Annotated in this window: 21 protein-coding genes and 1 pseudogene; 7 read left to right on the forward strand and 15 right to left on the reverse strand. The window is 73.3% G+C overall.

Annotated features, from left to right (window positions below):
* Nucleotides 1–49 precede the first annotated feature (49 nt).
* The 11 genes from ACVCAH_RS04535 to ACVCAH_RS04585 all read right to left on the reverse strand — a co-directional run bounded on the left by ACVCAH_RS04535 (nucleotide 50) and on the right by ACVCAH_RS04585 (nucleotide 9,417).
* Nucleotides 50–277: a hypothetical protein gene (locus ACVCAH_RS04535; protein WP_447134756.1), complete on the reverse strand. Its 228-nt coding sequence runs from the start codon at nucleotides 275–277 to the stop codon at nucleotides 50–52.
* 229 nt (nucleotides 278–506) lie between these two features.
* Nucleotides 507–1,217 carry a demethylmenaquinone methyltransferase gene (locus ACVCAH_RS04540; RefSeq protein ID WP_447134757.1) on the reverse strand — a complete coding sequence of 237 codons (711 nt, stop codon included), beginning with the start codon at nucleotides 1,215–1,217 and terminating at the stop codon, nucleotides 507–509.
* Between the two features lie 145 nt (nucleotides 1,218–1,362).
* On the reverse strand, nucleotides 1,363–2,553 hold the full coding sequence (locus ACVCAH_RS04545) for a cell wall anchor protein (protein ID WP_447134758.1): 1,191 nt from the start codon (nucleotides 2,551–2,553) through the stop codon (nucleotides 1,363–1,365).
* A 203-nt stretch (nucleotides 2,554–2,756) separates the two neighbouring features.
* On the reverse strand, nucleotides 2,757–3,935 hold the full coding sequence (locus ACVCAH_RS04550) for a hypothetical protein (RefSeq protein ID WP_447134759.1): 1,179 nt from the start codon (nucleotides 3,933–3,935) through the stop codon (nucleotides 2,757–2,759).
* Between the two features lie 263 nt (nucleotides 3,936–4,198).
* On the reverse strand, nucleotides 4,199–5,389 hold the full coding sequence (gene mqnC, locus ACVCAH_RS04555; protein ID WP_447134760.1) for a cyclic dehypoxanthinyl futalosine synthase: 1,191 nt from the start codon (nucleotides 5,387–5,389) through the stop codon (nucleotides 4,199–4,201).
* 158 nt (nucleotides 5,390–5,547) lie between these two features.
* Complete coding sequence (gene paaE, locus ACVCAH_RS04560) at nucleotides 5,548–6,684, reverse strand: 1,2-phenylacetyl-CoA epoxidase subunit PaaE (RefSeq protein ID WP_447134761.1); 1,137 nt, start codon at nucleotides 6,682–6,684, stop codon at nucleotides 5,548–5,550.
* Nucleotides 6,681–7,157 (reverse strand): 1,2-phenylacetyl-CoA epoxidase subunit PaaD, encoded by a 477-nt coding sequence (gene paaD / locus ACVCAH_RS04565; protein ID WP_447134762.1) that lies wholly within the window; start codon nucleotides 7,155–7,157, stop codon nucleotides 6,681–6,683. Before paaD ends, paaE begins: the two co-directional genes overlap by 4 nt.
* Nucleotides 7,154–7,879 (reverse strand): 1,2-phenylacetyl-CoA epoxidase subunit PaaC, encoded by a 726-nt coding sequence (gene paaC, locus ACVCAH_RS04570; protein WP_447134763.1) that lies wholly within the window; start codon nucleotides 7,877–7,879, stop codon nucleotides 7,154–7,156. The genes paaD and paaC overlap by 4 nt, the downstream gene beginning before the upstream one ends.
* Entirely contained in the window at nucleotides 7,876–8,163 is a 288-nt protein-coding gene (paaB, locus tag ACVCAH_RS04575; protein ID WP_088997011.1) for a 1,2-phenylacetyl-CoA epoxidase subunit PaaB, read from the reverse strand. The genes paaC and paaB overlap by 4 nt, the downstream gene beginning before the upstream one ends.
* Nucleotides 8,160–9,230, reverse strand: coding sequence for a 1,2-phenylacetyl-CoA epoxidase subunit PaaA (paaA, locus tag ACVCAH_RS04580; protein WP_447134764.1), 1,071 nt, complete (start codon nucleotides 9,228–9,230; stop codon nucleotides 8,160–8,162). Before paaA ends, paaB begins: the two co-directional genes overlap by 4 nt.
* Before the next feature lie 25 nt (nucleotides 9,231–9,255).
* Complete coding sequence (locus ACVCAH_RS04585; RefSeq protein WP_447135038.1) at nucleotides 9,256–9,417, reverse strand: hypothetical protein; 162 nt, start codon at nucleotides 9,415–9,417, stop codon at nucleotides 9,256–9,258.
* A gap of 172 nt (nucleotides 9,418–9,589) precedes the next feature.
* On the opposite strand from ACVCAH_RS04585, the gene ACVCAH_RS04590 reads away from it, so the two are divergent.
* Both ACVCAH_RS04590 and ACVCAH_RS04595 read left to right on the forward strand, forming a co-directional pair.
* Complete coding sequence (locus tag ACVCAH_RS04590; RefSeq protein ID WP_447134765.1) at nucleotides 9,590–10,540, forward strand: hypothetical protein; 951 nt, start codon at nucleotides 9,590–9,592, stop codon at nucleotides 10,538–10,540.
* Nucleotides 10,540–11,481: a hypothetical protein gene (locus ACVCAH_RS04595; protein WP_447134766.1), complete on the forward strand. Its 942-nt coding sequence runs from the start codon at nucleotides 10,540–10,542 to the stop codon at nucleotides 11,479–11,481. The genes ACVCAH_RS04590 and ACVCAH_RS04595 overlap by 1 nt, the downstream gene beginning before the upstream one ends.
* Before the next feature lie 41 nt (nucleotides 11,482–11,522).
* On the opposite strand, the gene ACVCAH_RS04600 is transcribed toward ACVCAH_RS04595, so the two are convergent.
* Genes ACVCAH_RS04600 through ACVCAH_RS04610 form a run of 3 tightly spaced genes read right to left on the reverse strand, consistent with a single transcriptional unit; the run spans nucleotide 11,523 to nucleotide 14,426 of the window.
* Complete coding sequence (locus ACVCAH_RS04600; protein ID WP_447134767.1) at nucleotides 11,523–12,374, reverse strand: menaquinone biosynthetic enzyme MqnA/MqnD family protein; 852 nt, start codon at nucleotides 12,372–12,374, stop codon at nucleotides 11,523–11,525.
* 33 nt (nucleotides 12,375–12,407) lie between these two features.
* Nucleotides 12,408–13,802 carry an MFS transporter gene (locus ACVCAH_RS04605; RefSeq protein ID WP_447134768.1) on the reverse strand — a complete coding sequence of 465 codons (1,395 nt, stop codon included), beginning with the start codon at nucleotides 13,800–13,802 and terminating at the stop codon, nucleotides 12,408–12,410.
* A gap of 42 nt (nucleotides 13,803–13,844) precedes the next feature.
* On the reverse strand, nucleotides 13,845–14,426 hold the full coding sequence (locus ACVCAH_RS04610; protein WP_447134769.1) for an ArsR/SmtB family transcription factor: 582 nt from the start codon (nucleotides 14,424–14,426) through the stop codon (nucleotides 13,845–13,847).
* Between the two features lie 98 nt (nucleotides 14,427–14,524).
* Here ACVCAH_RS04610 and ACVCAH_RS04615 point away from each other — a divergent pair, with 98 nt between their 5' ends.
* Nucleotides 14,525–15,391 carry a carbon-nitrogen hydrolase family protein gene (locus ACVCAH_RS04615; protein WP_447134770.1) on the forward strand — a complete coding sequence of 289 codons (867 nt, stop codon included), beginning with the start codon at nucleotides 14,525–14,527 and terminating at the stop codon, nucleotides 15,389–15,391.
* Here the strand turns inward: ACVCAH_RS04615 and ACVCAH_RS04620 are convergent.
* Nucleotides 15,313–15,838, reverse strand: a pseudogene (locus tag ACVCAH_RS04620) (HNH endonuclease signature motif containing protein); the annotation flags it as partial. The gene ACVCAH_RS04615 and the pseudogene ACVCAH_RS04620 sit on opposite strands and share 79 nt — an antisense overlap.
* Nucleotides 15,839–16,168: 330 nt before the next feature.
* On the opposite strand from ACVCAH_RS04620, the gene ACVCAH_RS04625 reads away from it, so the two are divergent.
* The 4 genes from ACVCAH_RS04625 to ACVCAH_RS04640 all read left to right on the forward strand — a co-directional run bounded on the left by ACVCAH_RS04625 (nucleotide 16,169) and on the right by ACVCAH_RS04640 (nucleotide 20,532).
* Nucleotides 16,169–18,229: a HelD family protein gene (locus tag ACVCAH_RS04625; RefSeq protein WP_447134771.1), complete on the forward strand. Its 2,061-nt coding sequence runs from the start codon at nucleotides 16,169–16,171 to the stop codon at nucleotides 18,227–18,229.
* A 75-nt stretch (nucleotides 18,230–18,304) separates the two neighbouring features.
* A complete protein-coding gene (locus tag ACVCAH_RS04630; protein ID WP_447134772.1) occupies nucleotides 18,305–18,781 on the forward strand; it encodes an ATP-binding cassette domain-containing protein in 477 nt (158 codons plus the stop codon).
* Nucleotides 18,782–18,921: 140 nt separating this feature from the next.
* Entirely contained in the window at nucleotides 18,922–19,659 is a 738-nt protein-coding gene (locus ACVCAH_RS04635; protein WP_447134773.1) for an ABC transporter permease, read from the forward strand.
* 96 nt (nucleotides 19,660–19,755) lie between these two features.
* Nucleotides 19,756–20,532 (forward strand): VOC family protein, encoded by a 777-nt coding sequence (locus ACVCAH_RS04640; protein WP_447134774.1) that lies wholly within the window; start codon nucleotides 19,756–19,758, stop codon nucleotides 20,530–20,532.
* Nucleotides 20,533–20,581: the final 49 nt, after the last annotated feature.

The raw sequence follows: 20,581 nt of genomic DNA on the forward strand, positions 1-20,581 counted from the left end.
CGCTCACCAGCGGCGGAGCGCCCGCCGGTCCGTGCCTCGGGTGCGGTCGTCAGCGGCGGGCGGGGCTCGCCGAGTCCAGGCCGGCGTCGACCCGGATCGTCTCCGGCAGGTGCTCGCGCAGCGCGCCGCCGGCGGCGCGATCGAGCGCGGCGAGGACCTCGGCCACCACCTGACGAACGTCGGCGGGATCCGCGCCGGCCAACTCCTTGAGCTGCGCGACGAGTTCGGCCGCGTCGTCGTCGGTGGCCGCCACCTCGTCCGGCTGCTCAGATCTCATACCGTGAGCCTACGGAACAAAATGGACCAAAGACGGATATTCACGAAACCAGGTGGTACGACCGCTAGGTCCGGGTCAGGTGAGGCCCCGGCGTGCGCCCTTTGCTCTGCTTCAACCGGCGCAACGGTCGACCGCCCGAACCGCTGCCTCGGTTGACGCAGAGCAAAGGCGCCTTACCGGTTCCCCGGCGGACCCGGCACCGGTCACCGGCAACCGGGTGCCGCCACGGTCAGGGGCGGATCGCGCGGTGCAGGGCGACGACGCCACCGGTCAGGTTGCGCCAGGCCACCCTGCCCCAGCCGGCCCCGCCGATCCGCGCCGCCAGCGCCGCCTGGTCGGGCCAGGCCTGGATCGACTCGGCCAGGTAGACGTACGCGTCGGGGTTGCTGGAGACCCGGCGGGCCACCGCCGGCAGCGACCGCATCAGGTACGACAGGTAGACCGTGCGGAAGGCGGGGTTCACCGGGCGGCTGAACTCGCAGACCACCAGCCGCCCGCCGGGCCTGGTCACCCGGGCCAGTTCGCGGAGCGCCGCGTCGGTGTCGACCACGTTGCGCAGCGCGAAGGAGATGGTCACCGCGTCGAAGCTGGCGTCGGCGAAGGGCAGCCGCAGCGCGTCCCCGGCCACCAGCGGCACCAGGGGGCGGCGACGCTTGCCGGCGTGCAGCATGCCGAGCGACAGGTCGGCCCCGACGGCGTACGCCCCGGACTGGGCCAGTTCCTCCGTCGAGACGCCGGTCCCCGCGCCGACGTCCAGCACCCGCTCGCCGGGGCGCAGGCCGAGCGCGGCCCGGGTGGACCGGCGCCAGGACCGGTCCTGACCGAAGGAGAGGACCGTGTTGGTCAGGTCGTACCGCGCGGCCACGCCGTCGAACATCGCGGCGACCTCGTGCGGCTGCTTGTCCAGGCTGGCGCGCTGGCCCTGGGGGGTACGGCTCACCCCTCCACTCTGCCAGCCGGGCGCCCGCAGCCGACCGCTGGGTCGGCCGCCGATCCGGCCGGGCGAGCGTGCGGCGGCCCGCCCGCGTGGCCCGGACACGGAACGGGCGGGGTGGTCACCCACCCCGCCCGCCGCGTGTCACCCGTCAGTCGGTCGACGTCTCGTCGCCCGGGGCCACCAGGACCACCCGGCGCCGCCGGGAGATCAGCAGCAGCGCGCCACCGACCAGCAGGACGGCCGCGCCGATCCCGCCGATCAGGCCGGCCTGCACACCGGTCACCGGCAGGCCGCCGCCACCGCCGCCGGTGCCCGTCGGCTCGCCGCTCGGGGTCGGCGTCGGAGTGGGCTCCGCGCTCAGGTCGACGAACGCCTCGAAGATGGTGTGGTTGTCCTTCTCGTCAACCTCGGTGAAGGTCTTCCGCTGCGCCTGGGTGGCGGCCCGCGGCTCCTCCTCCGCTCGGCCCTCGGCGCCGTCGAGTCCATACGCGAAGAGGTCACCCTCGTGCAGGACCGGCTCCGTGACGTCCTCGCCGACCTTCACCCGCACGTCAGCCGTGTAGTACTCGCCCGGCTTCACCACCGCGCCGGAGTCCTCGCAAAGCAGCTGGGCCTTGCCGAGGATCTCCTGCTCCAGGCAGCCCGCCGGCTTCTGCACGAAGCTGACGCCGGCCGGCAGCGTGAGGCCGTAGAAGATGCCGGTCGCCTTCCGGCTGCCGTCGTTGTAGACCGCCCAGTCCAGCGGCACCGTCGCCCCACGGGGGACGGGCTTCAGGTCGGGCTCGTCGATCACGGCGCCGTTGACCACCACGTTGGCCTGAACGTCCTGCACCCAGGCGGTGAGGTCGTAGCCGGGCCTGGTCACCGTCACCGGCACCTCGACGGTGTCGTTGGCGATGTCGTGCTGGGGCGTCGTCGTGGCGACGCCGGCCACCAGGAGGCCGCCGTCGCCCTTGCCGCCCGTGCTGAAGAGCGGGATGCCGAAGTCCTCGCTGGTGCCGGCGGGCAGGTCACCCAGCGGGCACTGGAAGAGGTAGCTGGCGATGACGTGGCAGCCCTCGGGCACCACGAAGCCGACCCGCTTCTGCTTGAGCTGCCGGGTGTCCACCCGGACGTCGACGTCCTTCGCGTCGGCCGGGCCGGCGTTGGTGACGGTGAACTTGAACGGCTTGGCCCGGGCCTCCTCGACGCCCTTCGCCAGCTCGGTGCTGATCGGGGCAAGAACGAGGTCCGCCACGTCGGCGGCCTGGGCCGGGGCCGCCGCGACGGACACGCCGCCGACGGCGAGCAGGGCTGCGACGCCGGCGCGCGCCAGCGCGGAACGGTGGAACGGTGTCACCGACCGGGGTTAGGGAAGAGAAACTGATGGTTGCGGAACCGAGCGGACGTTATCGAAGGTCGATACGGCACGCCAGTTTCCGCCCGCGGGTTTCATCCGTCCGGCCCGGACGGCATGGACGGTGCGGGCGGGATGGTCACCCGTCCCGCCCGCACCGCCGTGCGTTATGTGAACGGCCCGCGCGGGCCGATGGAGGACGGCGTTCAGGCCGTCGGCCGCTCGTCGCCCGGCGTCACCAGGACGACCCGGCGTCGCCGCGCGACCAGGAACATCACACCACCCGCGACCAGCACGGCCAGGCCGATCCCGCCGATCAGGCCGACCTGCGGGCCGGTCACGGGCAGCCCGCCGCCGCCACCACCGGTCCGGGCCGCCACGATCACCGCGAAGTCGTCGGTGTTGTCGCTGTCGTCCACATCGGTCACGCCGAGCGGCGCCAGCTTCATGCCCTGCGGCAGCCGGACCGTGCTCGGCTTCACCGCCCGCACGTCCGCCGGCAGCTCACGGAGCGCGACGGCCGTCATCGAACCCGGCTTGAGTACGACCGGCGCGTCCACGTCGGCGGCCACCGTGATCGGCACCAACACGTGCAGCACGTCCTCGCCGGCGGCCAGCGGCACGTCCTCGATCTCGCAGGTGGCGGTCCGGTTGTCCGCCGAGTGCTCGCAGTACCGCAGGGTCGTCGCGAAGGTGACGCCCGCCGGCAGCCGCATGGTCAGCCGGACGCCCTGGGCGTCCCGGTCGCCCTGGCTGAAGACGACCCCGTACAAGGTGGTCGTGTCGCCCGGCTTCAGCGTGGGGAACTCCTCCTCGCCGGTGCCGTACTCGTCGAGCGGGATGGTCCGGGTCACGTCCGGGACCAGCACGCCGAGGTCCACGCCGCTCTCCGCGGTGAACTCGACCTGCGCCGTCTTGGAGTTGTTGTCCGGGGTGGTGTCGTCGGGCGACACGATGGTGAAGGTGACCGGCGCCGTGTACGGAACCGTCACCAGCTCCTTGATGAGGATCAGCGCCACCTCGAGGGTCTCCCCGGGCTTGGGGATCTCCCCGTCGGTCAGCACGCACTCCCAGTTGCGCCGGCTGTCGCGGGTGACCTCTTCGCAGTGCTGGGCGATCGGCACGGCCTCGGCCTTGGTCGAGTCCAGTTCGGTGACGTCCACCCGGACCAGCAGGCTGGACGGGATGGCCGGACCGTTGTTAGTGATCTTGACAAAGGTGGCCTTGCCGTTGGCCTCGGCGGCCACCCGGGTGCCGGCGACGTCGAGCGACAGGTCCGTGCCGGCGTTCGCGGCGTACGCCGGTGCGCCGATCGTGGTGAGCGCGCCCGCGGCGAGCAGCGCGGCGGCGCCGAGCCGGGCCAGCGGCCGGTGGTGGAAGATCATTGGGATTGCCTTCCGCGACGATGGGAAGTACGCCGGCCGCACGCTAGCGATCGACGACTACCGTCGCCACCCCCCACGCCGAGCGCAGTGACCTGCTCGTCCGTCGGGAACCCGGACCGCGCCCGGATTGATGGGCATTACGTTGATCCGCACGGTCGGCGGCACCCGATCCGGCCCGGAGAATCGATCCGTTCGGTCGAGCGGATCGTCAGCCCCTCGACCGACCCGCCCGAAAGCCGGGAACCGGACCAACCGGACCGGGGTCAGTTGACCTCGACCAGCGGCAGGGACTTCCCGGCGCCACCGCCCGGCATCGCGATCGAGGAGAAGTGCGAGACCACCCGATCGTCGGTCGGGTCGTCGGCCGGGGTCCAGTGCACCGCCAGCCGGTTGTAGAGGGTGTCCCGCTGGGCCGGGATCCGGTCCGCCGAGCGGATCATGCCGATCAGCTCGTGCAGGTTGGAGCGGTGCCGGGCACCCGCCGAGGAGATGACGTTCTCCTCCAGCATGATCGAGCCGAGGTCGTCGACGCCCATGTGCAGGGCGAGCTGGCCGACGTCCTTGCCGGTGGTCAGCCAGGACGCCTGCAGGTGCGGCACGGTCTCGAAGAAGAGCCGGGACACCGCGACCAGCCGCAGGTACTCCAGCGTGGTGGCCTGGGTCCGGCCCTTGAGGTGGTTGTTCTCCGGCTGGTACGTCCACGGGATGAACGCCCGGAAACCGCCGGTGCGGTCCTGCACGTCGCGGATCATCCGCAGGTGCTCGATCCGCTCGGCGTTCGTCTCGCCGGTGCCCATCATCATCGTCGCGGTCGACTCGAGGCCCTGCCGGTGGGCCAGTTCCATGACCTCCAGCCAGCGCTCGCCGGACTCCTTGAGCGGGGCGATCGCCTTGCGCGGCCGCTCGGGCAGCATCTCCGCGCCGGCGCCGGCGATCGAGTCCAGCCCGGCCACCTTGATCCGGGCGATCGCCTCGTCCAGGCTGACGCCGGAGACCTTGGCCATGTGCAGGATCTCGCTCGGGCCGATCGAGTGGATGGCCAGCTGCGGGTACGCCTGCTTGACCGCGGAGAAGAGCTCCTCGTAGTACTCCACGCCGTAGTCCGGGTGGTGCCCGCCCTGGAGCATGACCTGGGTGGCGCCCAACTCGACCGCCTCGCCGCAGCGGCGCAGGATCTCCTCGGTCGGGTGGGTCCAGCCCTCCTTGTGCTTCGGCGCGCGGTAGAACGCGCAGAACTTGCACGCGGTGACGCAGACGTTGGTGTAGTTGATGTTGCGGTCGATCAGGTACGTGACGATGTCGTCCGGGTAGCGGCGCCGACGTACCGCGTCGGCCGCCTCGCCCAGCGCGTGGAAGGGCGCGTCGGTGTAGAGCAGCAGGGCCTCCTCGGGCGTGATCCGCCCGCCGTCCGCGCCGCGCTGCAGGATGTCGTCGATCTCCCGGCTCACCGTCACGCCCCCGAGCCTACGTCCCCCCGCGCACCCCTGCCCCGGGGTGCCCCGCCCCTTGTCACCCATCCCACGCACCGCTCTGCACGATCTTGCACTCTCGGCCCGCCATTCGTCCGGTTAGCGGCATAAGTCGGGGCCACAACTGCACGATCGCCGCGGGGTCACGCGTCGTAGTCGACGGTGAGCTTGTCGGTGGTCGGGGTGGACTGGCAGGTGAGGACGTAGCCGGCGGCCACCTCGTCGGGCTCCAGGGCGTAGTTGCGAGCCATCGTCACCTCGCCGTCGACGACCTTCGCCCTGCAGGTCGAGCAGACGCCGCCCTTGCAGGCGTACGGCAGTTCGCCGCGCACCTTGAGCGCCGCGTCCAGCACCCGCTCGTAGCGGCCCATCGTGAAGCTCGACGAGCGGCCGTCCAGCAGGATGGTCACCTCGGTGCCGCTGCCCGGCTCGTCGGCGGCGCGGCGCGGCGGCTCCGGCGGCGCGTCGACGTGGAACAGCTCGGTGTGCACCGCCGACTCCGGCAGGCCGCGCCCGGTCAGCACCGCCTTCGCGTCCACCACCATGCCGTACGGGCCGCAGAGGAACCACTCCTCGATGGCCTCGCCGGGCACCACGGTGTCCAGCAGCCGGCCCAGCCGCTCGGCGTCGACCCGGCCGGAGAGCAGCGGGGACTCCCCCTGCTCCCGGGAGAGCACGTGCACCAGGTGCAGCCGGGTCGGGTAGCGGTCCTTCAGGTCGGCCAGTTCCTCGGCGAACATCACCGTGTTCGCCGTGCGGTTGCCGTACACCAGGGTGAAGGTGCTGGCCGGCTCGACGGCGAGCGCGGTCGCGACCAGCGCGAGCACCGGGGTGATGCCCGACCCGGCGACCACCGCGCCGTAGTGACGGACCCGGTCCGGGGCGAAGGCGGTGGTGAAGTGCCCCAGCGGCGGGAGCACCTCGACCGTGTCGCCGTCGCGCAGCGCGCCGCAGGCGAACGCGGAGAAGGCGCCGCCGGGGATCTCCCGCACCCCGATCCGCAGCCGGCCGTGCCGGGCCAGGTCGTCCGGCGCGGAGCAGATCGAGTACGACCGGCGCACGTCCTCGCCGGCCGCACCGGCAGAGCCGGTGCGCCCGTCTCCGGCGGGAAGCCGAACGGTCAGGTGCTGACCGGCCCGGAACGCGAAGGTCTCCCGCAGTTCCTCGGGTACGGCGAACGTGATCGCCACGGCGTCGTCGGTGAGCCGGTCGACGGCGGCGACGGGCAGCGGGTGGAAGACCGGCCGGCGGCGGACCGGGCGGGTGATGGTGACTGTCACAGCGCCTTCAGGTGGTCGAAGGGTTCGGAGCAGGAGCGGCAGCGCCAGAGCGCCTTGCACGCGGTGGAGCCGAACCGGCTGACCTGCTCGGTCTCCGGGGAACCGCAACGCGGGCAACGCACCGCCAGGGTGAGCGGCACGACGCCGGCCGCGCGCACCGGAGCCGGCGGGGCGATGCCCGCGGCGGCGAGCTTGGCCCGCCCCCTCGCGGAGATCCAGTCGGTGCTCCACGCCGGACTGTAGACCGTGCGGACCTCGGCGTCCGGGTGGCCGGCGGCGGCCAGCGCCCGGCGGATGTCGGCCCGGATGACGTCCATCGCCGGGCAGCCGGTGTAGGTCGGGGTGATGGTGACGACCACCCGGCCGGTGGCCGGATCCTCGTCGACCGCCCGCAGGATGCCCAGCTCGTCGATGGTGACCACGCGGATCTCCGGGTCCACCACCGCCGCCACGGCCGTCCTGGGATCGGTCACCACGCCGCCCCGGGGTGGGCGCGGTGCAGCACCTGCATCTCGGCGAGCAGGTACGACAGATGCTCGGTGTGCACGCCGTCCCGCCCGCCGGCCGGCGCCCAGCCGGTCTCCGGCCGGGTGAGCGTCGCCTCGTCGAGCACGGCCGCCACGGTGGCGTCGAACCGGTCGCGCAGCATCGCCGGGTCGACCGGGGCCGCCGGGTCCGGGGCGAAGAGCTCCGCGGTGTACGGCCAGACCTGGTCCACCGCGTCCTGCATCCGGTGGTGCGACTCCTCGGTGCCGTCACCGAGCCGCTTCACCCAGAGCGAGCCGTGGTCCAGGTGGTAGGCCGACTCCTTGCGCGCCTTGGCGCCGATCGCGGCCAGCCGCTCGTCGGCGCAGCCGGCCAGCGCGGTGTAGAGCGGCAGCTGGTAGGCGGCGAGGAAGAACAGCTTCGCCATGGTCACCGCGAAGTCGCCGTTGGGCAGCTCGACCAGGAGACAGTTGCGGAACTCGCGGTCGTCGCGGAGGAACGCCAGCGCGTCCTCGTCGCGGCCGGCGCCCTCCATCTCGCCCGCGTACGTCAGCAGCAGCCGGGCCGCGCCGAGCTGGTCGAGGGCGATGTTGGCCAGCGCGATGTCCTCCTCCATCTCCGGCGCGCGGGTGGTCCACTCGGCGAGCCGCTGCGCCGCGATCAGCGCGTCGTCGCCGAGGGCGAGGGTGAAGTCGAACGGACGGCTCACAGGTGGGCCACCCCGTCCGGCACCTCGTAGAAGGTGGGGTGGCGGTAGACCTTGTCCGCGGCCGGGTCGAAGAAGGCGTCCTTCTCGTCCGGGCTGGACGCGGTGATCGCGGCGGCCGGGACCACCCAGATCGACACCCCCTCCTGGCGGCGGGTGTAGAGGTCCCGGGCGTTGCGCAGGGCCAGCTCGGCGTCGGGCGCGTGCAGGCTGCCGACGTGGGTGTGGGACAGCCCGCGCCGGGCCCGGACGAACACCTCCCAGAGCGGTGCTTGTTCCTTGCTCACGCGGCCACCTTCTCCTTCTGCTGCTGTGCCCGCTTGGCGGCGTACGCCGCGGCGGCCTCGCGGACCCACGCGCCCTCGCGGTGCGCGGCCCGCCGGTGCGCCATCCGCTCCCGGTTGCACGGCCCGTCGCCGGAGATCACCCGCATCAGCTCGGCGTAGTCCGGCTGGGTGAAGTCGTACGCCTGCCGCTCGTCGTTCCAGCGCAGGTCCGGATCGGGGATGGTCAGGCCGAGGACCTCGGCCTGCTGCACGCACATGTCGACGAAGCGCTGGCGCAGCTCGTCGTTGGAGAAGCGCTTGATCTTCCAGGCCATGGACTGCGCCGAGTGGGTGGAGTCGGTGTCCGGCGGGCCGAACATCGCCAGCGACGGGTACCACCAGCGGTCGACGGCGTCCTGGGCCATCGCCTTCTGCGCCGGGGTGCCGTGCGCCAGGGTGTGCAGGATCTCGTAGCCCTGCCGCTGGTGGAACGACTCCTCCTTGCAGACCCGGATCATCGCCCGGGCGTACGGGCCGTAGGAACAGCGGCACAGCGGCACCTGGTTGACGATCGCCGCGCCGTCCACCAGCCAGCCGATGGCGCCCACGTCGGCCCAGGTGAGGGTCGGGTAGTTGAAGATCGAGCTGTACTTCTGCCGGCCGTCGAGCAGCAGCTCGACCAACTCGTCCCGGCTCACTCCGAGGGTCTCGGCGGCGGCGTAGAGATAGAGGCCGTGGCCGGCCTCGTCCTGCACCTTGGCGAGCAGGATCGCCTTGCGCTTGAGCGACGGCGCCCGGCTGATCCAGTTCCCCTCCGGCTGCATGCCGATGATCTCGGAGTGGGCGTGCTGGGCGATCTGCCGGATCAGCGTCTTCCGGTACGCCTCGGGCATCCAGTCGCGTGGCTCGATCTTCTGGTCGGCGTCGACGACCGCGGCGAAGTACGCCGCCAGGTCCTCGTCCGGGGCGGGCCGGCCGTGCCGGCCGCGCTCGGCGGCCTCCCGCAGCGCCGCCTCGGCCGCCTCGACCTCGCCGAGCAGGCCACCGCCGCCGGGCGCGTCCTCGGCGGAGAAGTCGTTGCCATACATGACGTCAAGTGTTACAGCTGGCGACTCAAGAAACCAGAGGGTGTAACAGGATTGTCCTGCCACCCTTCGTCACCGGCCGAACACTGTGGGTGGACGCCCCGGATATGACGTGGGTCACGTCGTAAAGATGAATCCCCCCAGAGAAGGCATACCGGTCTGATATCCCGTCTTCATGGCAAGTTGCCAGGTGCGGGGTTCTGGCGTGCCGCCGATCCGGACGTAGACTTTCGCCGTCACACCGATCGGCTGCCGACGATCGTCAGCCAGCGAGGCCGTCTCCCCCGGCCTCGGCGGTCCGCCGATCCGTCCGGGCAACAAGCCGGTTCCCCCCGGCCCTGACATCTGGAGCTCACCCACTCATGCGATCCCGCGTGACCATGGTGCTCGCCGTCGTGGCGGTCCTCCTCGGTGGCGTCCTGCTCGTCCCCGCCGCGTACGCGCGGCTCGCCGGTGACGGCGACGCCGGGGGCGGCGCGGGCAGCGTCGCGGCGCCCGCACCGACGCCACCGCCCCCGCCGACCCTCGCGGCGGGACCGGTCGCGGTGACCTTCAAGGGCGAGTTCTTCTCGTGGGCCCTGATGGACCGGGAGACCGGCGAGATCTCCGGCTCGAAGAACATGGCCTCGACCAACTCCACCGAGTCGATGATCAAGTCGTGGTTCGCCGCCGACTACCTCAAGCGGCTCGGCGACAAGGCTCTGTCGGCCAGCGCCAGGAAGGACATCAGCACGGCGATCCGGGACAGCAACGACGACGCGGCCAACCGGCTCTACAAGGCCAACGGCGGCGCCGCGTCCATCAAGCGGATGACCGGCACCTGCAAGCTGACCGACACCAAGCCCGGCAACGTGCCGGGCTACGTCGGCTGGTGGAGCTTCACCCGGATGTCCCCCCGCGACGCGGTGCGCCTCGGCGACTGCATCGCCGACGGCACCGCCGCCGGCCCGAAGTGGACCGCGTTCCTGCTGGACGAGATGGCCAAGGTCCGGGGCACCACGGCGGCCAAGGACCAGAAGGCGCGGCAGGGCGGCGGCCGCTGGGGGATCATCGACGGCCTGCCGAAGTCGATCACCAGCCAGGGCCCGGTGAGCATGAAGAACGGCTGGACCCCGCTGAGCTACGACGGCAACTGGCACGTCAACTGCCTCGCGGTGACCGACCGGTGGAGCCTCGCGGTGATGCTGCGCTACCCGGTCAAGAGCGGGCTGAAGTACGGCGCGCAGGTCTGCGCCAGCGTCGCCAGCCAGCTGGTGACCCCGCAGCCCGGCGCCGCGCTCAAGGTGCCGCAGCAGCCGGTCGGGAAGCTCTGATGGCCGGCCGCCGGGGCGAGCGTAAGGACGGCTCCCCGCTGAAGCTGATCGCCGTCGCGGCGATCCTGATCGGCCTGGTGCTGGTGTCCCTGCGCCTGCTCCCCGGCTCGCCGTTCGAATCCCGGGCCGCCTCGATGTGGGGCGACGCCAGCGGCTCCGGCGACCGCTCCACCGGTACGCCCACCGACCGCAGCTCGCGGCCGTCGCCCACGCCCAGCCCGAGCGAGACGCTGGAGCCGCTGCCGTTCGAGGCCCGGGACCTCGACCTGGACATCGAGGGCTGGTACGCCTGGAGCGTGCTGGACCGGCGTACCGGCGTGATCATCGGTTCGGACAACATGGACGAGACCAGCACCACCGCCTCGCTGATCAAGTCCTGGATCGTCGCCGACTACCTGCGCCGGGCCGACGAGAAGGGCCAGACCCCGAGCGACGCCAAGCTGGCCGACGCCACGAAGATCATCCGGGACAGCGACAACACCCGGGCCCAGCAGTTCTACAACGCCATCGGCGGGTCCGCGTCGATCAAGCGACTGCTCTCGATGTGCGAGTTGACCGACAGCAGCGTCGCCAGCGATGGCGGCTGGAGCCGTACGAAGCTGTCGCCGCGGGACACCGCCCGGCTGGGCAACTGCATCGCCGACGGTCGGGCGGCCGGGCCGAAATGGACCAAGTGGCTGCTCAGCGAGATGCGGCTAGTCCGCGGCGCCGGCGACTTCGGCATCCGCAAGGCGTTCCCGGTCGCCGAGCGGAAGACCATCGCCATCAAGAACGGGTGGATCGACCGGACCAAGGAGCAGGAGATGCACATCAACTGCCTGGCCATCGGCGACACCTGGACGATGGGCGTGATGGTCCGGTACCCGATCGACATGGGCTACGACTACGGCATGAAGAACTGCCAGAAGATCACCGCAGCTCTCCTCCGCGACGCCGTCTGACCCCGTCCGACGGGGCCGTCTGACCCGTCCGGCCGGGCGGGTCAGCCCGTGAAGAAGGCGGGGCCGGTGGCGGGGAGCGCCGGGGTCGCGCCGAGGGCCGCGGCCCGGCGGGCGAACTCGCGCAGGCCGGCCACCTGGCGCTCGCCCAGCGAGAAGTCCAGCGCCCGGAAGTACGAGGCCAGCGTCTCCGCGTCGAACGGCTCCCAGCGGGCGCCCGCCTCGGCCACCTGGTCCAGCTCGGCCAGGCAGAGGTCGCGCGAGCGCAGGAACGCCTCGTGCACCTCCTTGACCAGCCCCGGGTGGGCGGCGGCGAAGTCACGGCGAACCGCCCAGACGGCGAAGACCATCGGCAGCCCGGTCCACTCCTGCCAGGCCTGCCCGAGGTCGGTGACCTCCAGCCCGCGCTTCGGCGCCTCGTAGAGCGCGCGCAGGGCCACGTCGCCGATCAGCACCGCGGCGTCGGCCTCCAGCAGCATCTGGGTCAGGTCCGGCGGGCAGCGGAAGTACTCCGGCCGGACGCCGTACCGCTCGCCGAGCAGCAGCTGGGCCAGGAGCACCCCGGTCCGCGAGGTCGAGCCGAGCGCGACCCGGGCCCCGTCCAGCTCGGCCAGCGGCCGGGTGGAGACGATGTTCACCGAGAGCACCGGGCCGTCGCTGCCCACCGCCAGGTCCGGCAGGAGCAGCAGGTCGTCGGCGTGCCGCAGGTACTCGACGTGCGAGATCGGGCCGATGTCCAGGTCGCCGGCGACCAGCGCGGCGCTCAACCGGTCCGGCGAGTCCTTGTGCAGGTCGACGTCGATCAGCGCGCCGGAACGCATCAGACCCCAGTAGATGGGCAGGCAGTTCAGGAACTGGATGTGCCCGACGCGGGGGCGCGCGACATGCTCGACCATGGCCCGACCGTATCCCGGCCCGCCGGGAGGGGCTCAGCGGGTCGGCGCCGGAGTGGCCAACCCCGCATCCGCCCCGCCAGCCGGACCCGCCGCCACCGGCTCGACCGGCACCACCCCGGCCGACGCCGCCGACGCCGCGGACGCCGCACCAACCCCCGTCGCACCAACCGACGTGGTCGACACCGCACCAACCGCCGTCGCCTGCGGAACGGCCGGCGGAGCCGCCGCGCGGACCGCCCGGCGCAGCGGCAGCGCGACGGCGGCGACCACCAGCAGCCCGGCCACCCCGCAGCCGGCCACCAGCGGCCGGGGCGCGGCGACCTCCAGGAGCAGGCCGCCGGCCAGGTAGCCGACCATCGCCGCGCCCTGCACCGACGCCCCGAAGGAGGCGAAGGCGCGGCCCCGGGCCGCCTCCGGCACCCGGCGGGCCAGCAGCACGGTGTCGAAGACGTTGTTGCCGCCGTTGAGGACGCCGCCGACCAGCCAGATCGGCACGAGCAGCAGGGCCGCCGGCACCGCGGCCGAGGCCAGCACCATCAGGCAGCAGCCGCCGAGCAGTGCCAGGCCGGCCCCGACCAGCGCGCCGTCCCGGTCGAGCCGCCGCACCACCCGGGCGAACAGCCACCCGCCGACCAGGATGCCGAGCGTCCAGGCACCGGTCACCAGGCCGTACATGGTGGTCGAGCTGCCCAGCGTCTCGCGGATGAAGAAGACCTCGACCACGTTGATCGCGCCCACCGCGCCGACCACGCCCGCGACGCTGGCCACCATCGCGACCAGCAGCTTGTCCTGCCGCAGCCGCCAGCCGGTCGCCGTCACCGCGCCGCCGGCCCGCGCCGGCTCCGCGCGCCGCCGGCCGCCACGACGGGTACGAATCAGCAGCCCGGCCACCATCAGCGCGAGGTAGCTGCCGGCGTCCACGAGCAGCGGCAGGCGCGGCCCGAACTCGCCCACCAGCAGCCCGGCCAGGGCCGGTCCGGCGAGCGCGCCGAGCGTGCCGGCCGACTGGTTGAGCGCGCTGGCCCGGGGCAGGTCCCCGGCGCGGACCATCGCCGGCACCAGCGCCGCGAGGACCGGCTGGGTGACGGCCAGGCCGGACGCGAGCAGCGCCACCAGCACGATGACCAGCACCGGGTGCCCGGCGTACGCGAGCGCGAGGCAGATGCCGGCCTGGGCCAGCCCGGCGGTCACCAGGATGGTGCGGCTGTCCACCCGGTCGGCGAGCCGCCCGGTCAGCGGCGCGAGTGCCACCAGCGGCAGGGTCGCCGCCAGCAGCAACCCGGACACGGCGAGCCCGCCGGCCCCGGCGGACTGCAGGGCCAGGGTTAGCGCGCTGGCGGCGAGGAAGTCCCCGCAGCTGGAGATGCCCCGGGCGGCAGTGGCGAGCCAGACGTCGGACCAGCGCGAGCGGACAGGCGTGAAAGACATACTTCGAAAATAATCCTTCACACCTGATCGACTCAACCCCTTTCAGTCCTGCGGCAACACCTTCAACTGCACGGAGACCGTGCGGGCCGCGGCCGGCGGATCCACCCGGGACCGCTTGCGGTACGGCTCGAGCAGGCGTTCCACCGCCTCGTTCAGCGCGCTCAGCTCGGCGGCGGTCAGCAACAGTTGGGTGTCGGAGAGCCGGCTCGCCGCGTACCACTCGGGCGGCTCGTCGGGCGCGCGCCGCAACCAGTCCCGGCTGCGCTCCACGTCGCGGGCCAGCCACGCCTCCACCAGCGCACGCTCGGCGGCCTGGGCCTCCGGCTCGGTGGCCCGCCCGGCGTCGACGGTCCAGCTCGGGCTGACCGTCCGCCACACCCGCTCCCGCGCGTCGCCCCGGCTCGGCGCCTGCTCCACCAGCCCCGCCTTGGCGAGTTCCCGCAGGTGATAGCTGGTGGCGCTCGGGGAGAGGCCGACGATCTCCGCGCACTCGGTGGCGGTCGCCCCGCCCTCCAGCCCGCTGAGGTGTTCGGTGATCGCGAGTCGGGCCGGGTGGGCCAGCGCCCGCATCACCCGCGGATCGCTGATCGTCACCCGGCTACGCTCGGCACGCGGCTCGGTCATCCCCTCATGATCCCGGCCCACCCCGGCGCCGCACCACTGCCCCACGCACCCTGCCACCGCGACGAGGCACGACCGGCCCGGGCCGGGAGGACGGTGACATGAAGACGACCGTGACCATCGGCCAGATCCCGACCGGCTGGGACATCGACGCGAATCTCGCCTCGATCGAGCAGGTGGTGGGTCACGCCCGGGCCGACGACCTCGTGCTGCTGCCCGAGGGCGCCCTCTCGGGGTACGCCCCGGATCTGGCACCCCTCGCCACGCTCGACCGGGCGCGCCTCGCCGGGGCCGTCGAGACGGTTGCCGAACTGGCCCGGAACCGGGGCGTCCACCTCTTCTTCGGAACACTGCTGCACGAGGACGGCGCCTGGTGGAACGTGGCCCTCCACTTCACCCCGTCCGGCGAGCGGTGGGCGTACCGCAAGATCAACCTGGCGGTGAACGAGCGTGCGGTGCTACGGGCCGGAGCCGAGTTGCCCACCCGGCGGGTGTCCCAGCCCTGGGGCGACCTGCTGGTCGGCGTGCAGCTCTGCCGGGAGATCCGCTACCCCGAGCAGTGGCAGCACCTGGCCCGCTCCGGCGCCGCCGCTTTCGTCTTCCTGACCAACGCCGCCAGCCCAGCGGCCACCGCGGGCGTCTGGCGCAGTCACCTGATCAGCCGTGCCGCCGAGAACCAGCGCTTCGTGTTCGCCGTGAACCTCGCCGACCCGCGCCAACACTGCCCGAGCATGGTCATCTCACCCCGCGGCGAGGCGCTCGCCGAACTGCCGGCCGGTGAGACCGGCATCCTCCGCGTCACCGTCGACCTGGCCGAGGTCTCCGACTGGAGCCTCAGCCAGCAACGACGCGACGTCGTCGACCTGCGGTACCTGCCATCGACTCCGCACTACCCGGCCGGCACCGCACGGCGTTCCGGCCCGGCTGGTGACGGCCGGCTCGCGTTGAAGGCGTCGACGCCGGAGTGAGACGCGACCGGGCTTCGCGCCCGGGTCAGGGGTCTTCGGTGCAGCAGGTTGCGGCGGGGCCGCCCGGTGAGGGTCGAGCCAGGCGGGCGGAAGGAACTCGGGTCGACCGTCGGGTGCCAGTCGTACCGTCCAGTCGTCGTGGTGGACGAGGCGGTGGTGGTGGCCGCAGAGCAGGACGGCGTTGTCGAGGGTGGTGGGGCCGCCGTCGGCCCAGTGCCGGATGTGGTGGCCGTCGCACCAGCGGGGCGGGCGGTCGCAGCCGGGGAAGGCGCAGCCGCCGTCGCGCAGGACCAGCGCGCGGCGTAGCGGGCCGGTGATGAGGCGGCGCTGTCGGCCGAGGTCGAATAGTTGGCTGTCGCCGCCGAGCACGGCGGGCAGGACGGCGGCGTCGCAGGCGAGCCGGCGGACCACGCCCGGAGTCAGCCGCAGCCCGGTGTCGAGGGTGCCCATGTACGACAAGCTCGGGCGGCGGCGCGGCGGGCCGCGTCCGGGCTGCCGGCCGCACCACATCGGCGTGGGGCGATGCCCGATCGGGCAGCATCGGGAATGCCGGCCCGCGGCATCACGACGCAGGGCCTCGTCTGCGAAGGCAGCGTGCGCACCCGCCGGTGGACCCGCTCGATTATTCGGTGGAACGGCTGGGTGCTTGCGCGTAAGCTGGCAGGCCGCTTGACGGCCAGGGTGGGTGGACACCGCATCGGACGTCCCGCGCCGGAGGCCGGCCCATCCGCCTACCGGACACGCGAGCGATCAGCAGATGACCCGAGGGAAATCAGCGTGACCGCACTTGACCTCGACCTCGACACCGACCTCGCCACGGAGCGCGAGCACCTCGCCGCCTCCCGGGCCGCCCTGAAACGGATGCGGGAACGCGCCGAGGCCCTCTTCGCCACCGGCGACCAGGTGGCCGGCGACGCGTACGCGGCCGAAACGCTGGGCCGCACCCTCGCCCGCCGGGTCGCCGAACTCGCCGACGACCCGACCACCCCGCTCTTCTTCGGCCGCCTCGACTTCTCCGGCGGCGCCGACCCGGCGACGGCCGGTGGGGAGGTGGACCTCGACCACGCCGGGCGGCGGTACCACGTGGGTCGGCGGCACGTCACCGACGAGCGGGGCGAGCCGCTGGTGCTGGACTGGCGGGCCCCGGTCTCCCGGGCGTTCTACCGGGCCAGCGCGCGGGACCCGCAGGGCCTGGCGGTCCGCCGCCGGTTCGGCTTCAACAACGGCGTGCTGACCAGCTTCGAGGACGAGCACCTGGACCGGGGCGAGGAACTCGGCACGGCCAGCCGGATCCTGACCGCCGAGATCGAGCGGCCCCGGGTCGGGCCGATGCGCGACATCGTGGCCACCATCCAGCCCGAGCAGGACGAACTGGTCCGGGCCGAGCTGGCCGACTCGATCTGCGTCCAGGGCGCGCCGGGCACCGGGAAGACCGCGGTCGGCCTGCACCGGGCCGCGTACCTGCTCTACCTGCACCGGGAACGGCTGCGCCGGGCCGGCGTGCTGATCGTCGGGCCGAACCGGGCCTTCCTGTCGTACATCGCGGCGGTGCTGCCGGCGCTCGGCGAGGTCGAGGTCGCGCAGGCCACCGTGGAGGACCTGGTCGACCGGGTGCCGGTGCGGGCGGTCGACGACCCGGCGGCCGCGATCGTCAAGCACGACGTACGGATGGCCGAGGTGCTCCGCCGGGCGGTGCACGCGCACATCGGCGAGCCGACCGAGCCGATCACCGTCTCCGACGGCTCGTTCCGTTGGCGGATCGGCCTGGAGCCGCTGCACCGGGTGGTCCAGGAGACCCGCCGGGAGGGCCTGCCGTACGCGGTCGGCCGGGAGCGGGTCCGGGCCCGGGTGGTCGGCCTGCTGCAACGGCAGGCCGAGGCGCGGCGGGCCGAGTCGCCGAGCGACGCCTGGCTGCGGCGGATGGGCCGGTGTCGGCCGGTCGTCGACTTCCTCGACGCGGTCTGGCCGGCGCTCACCCCGGACTGGCTGGTGCACTCGCTGTTCGCCGACGCGGCGCGGCTGGCCGCGGTGGCCGACGGCCTGCTCACCCCCGCCGAGCAGGCGCTGCTGACCTGGGCGAAGCCGCCGCGCACCGCCAGGGCCACGAAGTGGACCGCCGCCGATGCGGTGCTGGTCGACGAGGCGGCCGGGCTGATCGAACGCCCGGCCGGCTTCGGGCACGTGGTGGTCGACGAGGCGCAGGACCTCTCACCGATGCAGTGCCGGGTGATCGCCCGGCGCAGCGAGCACGGGTCGATCACCCTCCTCGGCGACCTGGCCCAGGGCACCGCGCCGTGGGCCGCCACGGACTGGCGCGAGTCCCTCGCCCACCTGGGCAAGCCGGACGCCACCGTGGTCCCGCTGACGGTCGGCTTCCGGGTGCCCGCCGCCGTGGTCGCGTTCGCCAACCGGCTGCTGCCGGCGCTCGCCGTCGACGTGCCGCCGGCGGAGTCGCTGCGCCGCGACGGTGCGCTGGACGTGCGTACCGTCGGCGACCTGGCCGCGGCGACGGTGGCCGAGGTGCGCGCGGCGCTCGCGCACGAGGGGTCGATCGCGGTGATCGCCGCGGACCACGCGGTCGACGGGCTCCGCGCGGCGCTGGCCGCCGCCGGGGTCGAGACCGCGACGGCCGACGACCCGGCGGCCGGGGCGCGGGCCACCGTGGTGCCGGCCACCCTGGTCAAGGGCCTGGAGTACGACCACGTCGTCGTCGTCGAACCGGCGGCGATCGTGGCCGCCGAACCGCGCGGCCTGCACCGGCTCTACGTGGTGCTCACCCGGGCGGTGTCCCGACTGTCGGTGCTGCACGCCGCGCCGCTTCCCACCGAGCTGGGCTGAGCCCGGTGGTCGGCGGTTGCGGGGACGGAGTACACCTGAGCGGTACCCGACCGCTGGTGCCGACAGGGAGCCGCCATGATCCTCGCCCGCGCCGTCCAGGCCAGCCGCCGCTACGGTGACGTCCTCGCCCTGGACCGGGTCGACCTCGACGTGCACGCCGGTGAGCTGGTCGGCCTGCTCGGCCCGAACGGCGCCGGGAAGAGCACCCTGATGAACCTGCTGGTCGGGCTGCGCCGGCCCACCGCCGGCCGGGTCGAACTGTTCGGCGGCGACCCGCGCGACCCGGCGAGCCGGCAGCGGATCGGGGTCACCCCGCAGGAGACCGGCCTGCCCGGCACGCTGCGCGTCGGCGAGGTGGTCGACTTCGTCTCCGCCCACTACCCCGACCCGGTCCCCCGCGGCGAACTGCTCGACCGGTTCGGCCTGAGCGAGCTGGTCCGGCGGCAGACCGGCGGACTCTCCGGCGGGCAACGGCGCCGACCAGCTGGTGCGGGACCTGATCACGGCCGGGGTGGCCTTCGCCGACCTGGAGGTCCGGCCCACCTCGCTTGAGGAGGCGTTCCTCGCCATCACCGCGACCGGGGGCGGGGCGACAACCGGGGGCGGGGCGACGACCGAGGGCGGGCCGCCGACCGCGGACGGCCGGCCCGTCACCGCCCGACCGACCACCACCGTCTGAGGAGGCGACCGGAGTGCAGCTCGCCCTGATTCACGCCCGCTACCAGCTGCTGGAGACCGTCCGGATCCCGGTGGCGGTGTTCGGCAGCGCGTTCTTCCCGGCCGCCGCGATGCTCTTCTTCGTGGTGCCGTTCGCCGGGAAGGACCCGATGGCGGCCACCTTCGCGACCGCCTCGATGGTCACCTTCTCGGTGATGAGCGCCAACATCTTCCAGTACGGCGTCGGCGTCGCCGAGGACCGCGACCAGCCGTGGAACCCGTACACCCGGACCCTGCCGGCGGGGCCGGCGCCGCGCTTCGCGGGCCGGGTGCTGGCCGGCCTGGCGCTCACCTACCTGTCGCTGGTGCCGGTGGTGGTGATCGGCGCGACGCTCACCGAGGCGCGGATCACCGCGCCGGCGTTCCTGCTCGCCCTGGTCACCGTCGCGCTGGTGTCGGTGCCGTTCACGCTGATGGGGCTCGCCATCGGCTACTCGCTGCCGAGCAAGGCGGCGATCGTGGTGGCGCAGGTGGTCTTCTTCCCGCTCGCCTTCGGCGGCGGCCTGCTCACCGCCCCGGACCAGGCGCCCGGCTTCATCGAGGCGATCGCGCCGTACCTGCCGACCCGGGGCGCGGTGGAGTTGATGTGGACGGCGGTCGGCGACTACCCGCTGAACCCGCTGTCGATGGTCATGCTCGGGGTCTGGGTGGTGCTGCTCGCCACCCTGGCCGGCTGGGCGTACAAGCGGGACGAGGGTCGCCGGTTCAGCTGACCTTTCCTCGGATTCCGCCCCGGACGGCCCGGCGGCGGTGCCACGATGCCGGCAGGGGCGTGCCGGCCGTGGCCGCCCCGGGCGAGAGGGGTCGACGTGAGCAGCGTCCCGCCGGGCACGCCCTGCTGGGCTGACCTGGCCACCCCGGGCCTCGACGACGCGCGGCGCTTCTATCCGGAACTGTTCGGCTGGACCGGACGGGTGGCGCCGGAGCCCGAGGCCGGCGGCTACACGGTCTTCCTGCTCGGCGGCCGGGCGGTGGCCGGCGCCGGCCCCCCGGCCGTCCCCGAGCAGGTGCCGATCTGGTCGACGTACGTGGCGACCGACGACGCCGACCTGGTGGCCGGCCGCGTCGAGCGGGCCGGCGGGCAGGTGGTGGTGCCGCCGTTCGAGGTCTTCGACCGGGGACGGATGGCGGTCTTCGCCGACCCGGCCGGCGCCACCTTCAGCGTGTGGCAGCCGATGGCGATGCCCGGTGCCGAGGTGTTCAACACCCCCGGCGCGATGGCCTGGAACGAGCTGGTCACCCCCGACCCGGAGGGCGCGAAGGTCTTCTACGAGCTGGTCTTCGGCTGGCGCCCGGACGACCAGCCGATGGGACCGGTCACCTACACCGGCTGGCGGCTCGGCGCACAGATCGTGGCGGGGATGATGCCGCCGCTCGGCGACGACTTCCCGGCGGACTCGCCCGCCTACTGGTCGGTGTACTTCGCGGTGGCCGACGCTGACGCGGCGGCCGCCCGCGCCGCCGAACTGGGCGGCACCATCCTGGTCCCGCCCCAGGACATCCCGGCCGGCCGCTACGCCGCCCTCCGTGACCCGCAGGGAGCCCTCTTCAACGTCATCACCCTCGCCAGCCCCGATGCCGGCTGACGGCCGCCAGCGGTACGGCCCGGCCGTCAGCCCCGCCCAGAACCGCCCA

The organism is Micromonospora sp. LZ34, assembly GCF_052981855.1.